The 2163-nt window shown below is 71.2% G+C and carries 1 protein-coding gene, 1 pseudogene and 1 riboswitch; the gene and the pseudogene both read left to right on the top strand.

Annotated elements, in window-relative coordinates:
- A pseudogene (locus tag FRW57_RS23600) lies at positions 1-294 on the top strand (hypothetical protein); the annotation flags it as partial.
- Between the two features lie 47 nt (positions 295-341).
- A riboswitch (SAM riboswitch) is annotated at positions 342-457 on the top strand.
- Between the two features lie 96 nt (positions 458-553).
- Complete coding sequence (locus tag FRW57_RS20660) at positions 554-1879, top strand: bifunctional o-acetylhomoserine/o-acetylserine sulfhydrylase (protein WP_152186942.1); 1326 nt, start codon at positions 554-556, stop codon at positions 1877-1879.
- Positions 1880-2163 lie beyond the last annotated feature (284 nt).

Here is a 2163-nt window from a genome sequence, read left to right as displayed (position 1 = left end):
CCCGTGGCGGTCGGTTTCGCCGCCTCCGCCGCGCCGACCGTGGCCGACGCCGTCACGGCCCTGCGGGGCCGGGGAGCGGCGACGGTGGGCGTCGCGTCATACCTGCTCGCACCCGGGGTGTTCCAAGCGCGACTGGACGGCAGCGGCGCCGACCTGATCGGCGAGCCGATCGGCGCCCACCCGCTGCTGGTGGACCTGGTGGTGCGCCGCTTCCGGTCGGCCGCGCCGCCAGCAGTCACCCGCCGGCCGGCCCACGCCGGCGACCGGGCGGCATACCTCGCAGGTGTCCGATGAGTGAGACGCGCCATCCAGCCCGTGGACGCGCCGCTATCCTGACGACAGGTCATGAGTGTCAGCGCAACGGCCCCGGCTCGCTGACCGGCAACCCTCCACCGCGGTGGGGTGCCCCGGGTGAGGACCTGGCACGGCGTCGCCCGACGTCGTGCAAGCGCGGGAGACCAGTTCGCTGCCACCCCGCACCGCACGTGGCGCGCCACCGGCGCGGGCGCGTGCGTTCCCTGGACGACAACGCACGAAAGGCAAGGCCACAGCGATGACTGACACCACCCCCAACTGGTCCTTCGAGACGCGCCAGATCCACGCCGGCCAGGAGATCGACGAGGACACCCGGTCACGGGCCCTCCCGATCTACCAGACCACCTCCTACGTCTTCCGGGACACCCAGGAGGCAGCCGACCTGTTCGCCCTGAAGGAGCTCGGCAACATCTACACCCGGCTGCAGAACCCGACGAGCGACGTCGTCGAGAAGCGCATCGCCAGCCTCGAGGGCGGCGTGGGTGCCCTGCTGCTGTCGTCCGGCCAGGCCGCCTCCACCTTCGCGGTACTCAACATCGCCGAGGCGGGCGACCACGTGGTGGCCAGCCCCAACCTCTACGGCGGGACCTACAACCTGCTGAAGTACAGCCTGGCCAAGCTTGGTGTGGAGACCACCTTCGTGGAGGACTCCACCGACCCGGAGTCGTGGCGCGCGGCGGTGCGGCCCAACACCAAGCTCTTCTTCGGCGAGACCATCGCCAACCCCAAGGGCGAGGTCCTCGACATCGAGAACATCGCAGCGGTCGCCCACGAGGTCGGCGTGCCGCTGGTGGTCGACAACACGATCGCCACCCCCTACCTGCTGCGACCGCTGGAGTGGGGTGCCGACATCGTCGTCCACTCCGTGACGAAGTACCTGTCCGGGCACGGGACGGTGATCGCCGGCGCCATCGTGGACGGCGGCACCTTCGACTTCGCCCAGGACCCGGAGCGGTTCCCGAACTACAACCAGCCGGACGAGAGCTACCACGGCCTCGTCTACGCCCGCGACCTCGGTGTCGGCAGCCAGTTCGGCGCCAACCTCGCCTTCATCCTCAAGGCCCGCGTGCAGCTGCTGCGCGACCTCGGCTCGGCGCCGGCCCCGTTCAACGCGTTCCTCATCGCCCAGGGGCTGGAGACGTTGAGCCTGCGGATCGAGCGGCACGTCGAGAACGCCCAGAAGGTCGCGCAGTTCCTCGCCCAGCACCCGCAGGTGGAGTCGGTGCGCTACGCGTCGCTGCCGGACAACGAGTTCCACGCGGCGGCGCAGAAGTACACGCCGAAGGGCGCCGGCGCGGTGCTCGCCTTCGAGATCGCGGGTGGCCTGGAGGCCGGCCGGAGGTTCGTCGAGGGGCTGACCCTGCACAGCCACGTCGCCAACCTGGGGGATGTGCGCTCGCTGGTCATCCACCCCGCCTCGACCACCCACTCCCAGGGCGATGACAAGGACCGTCTCGCGGCAGGCGTGACGCCGGGCCTGGTGCGCCTCGCCGTGGGTATCGAGCACATCGACGACATCCTGGCCGACCTCGAGCAGGGCTTCGCCGCGGCCAAGACCTCCTGACCGCACCTTGCCCTCCCGCTCGTTGCGGCGAGAGCGCGACGTCGAGTGCGCGCTCTCGCCGCAACAACGGCGGTGACTCCACCGGACCGCGCGCATATCGGGGTGAGCGCAGCGGGACGGGGCACCTATCCTTGCCACCATGTCCTCCGAGCGCACGCGGTCGTCCTCGCGTGCCCGGAACCCCGGGCGGCGCCGCTCGCACGGCGGTCGTGCGCAGCACGATGGAGGCGGTCGCCGACCGCGGGAGACCTCAGACCAGCGAGCGGCCCGGATCGAGCGGCGCG

Origin of the sequence: Segeticoccus rhizosphaerae, assembly GCF_009192725.1 — a bacterium.
In the GTDB taxonomy this organism is placed as follows: domain Bacteria; phylum Actinomycetota; class Actinomycetes; order Actinomycetales; family Dermatophilaceae; genus Segeticoccus; species Segeticoccus rhizosphaerae.
This window is presented reverse-complemented; position numbering and strand designations above follow the sequence as displayed.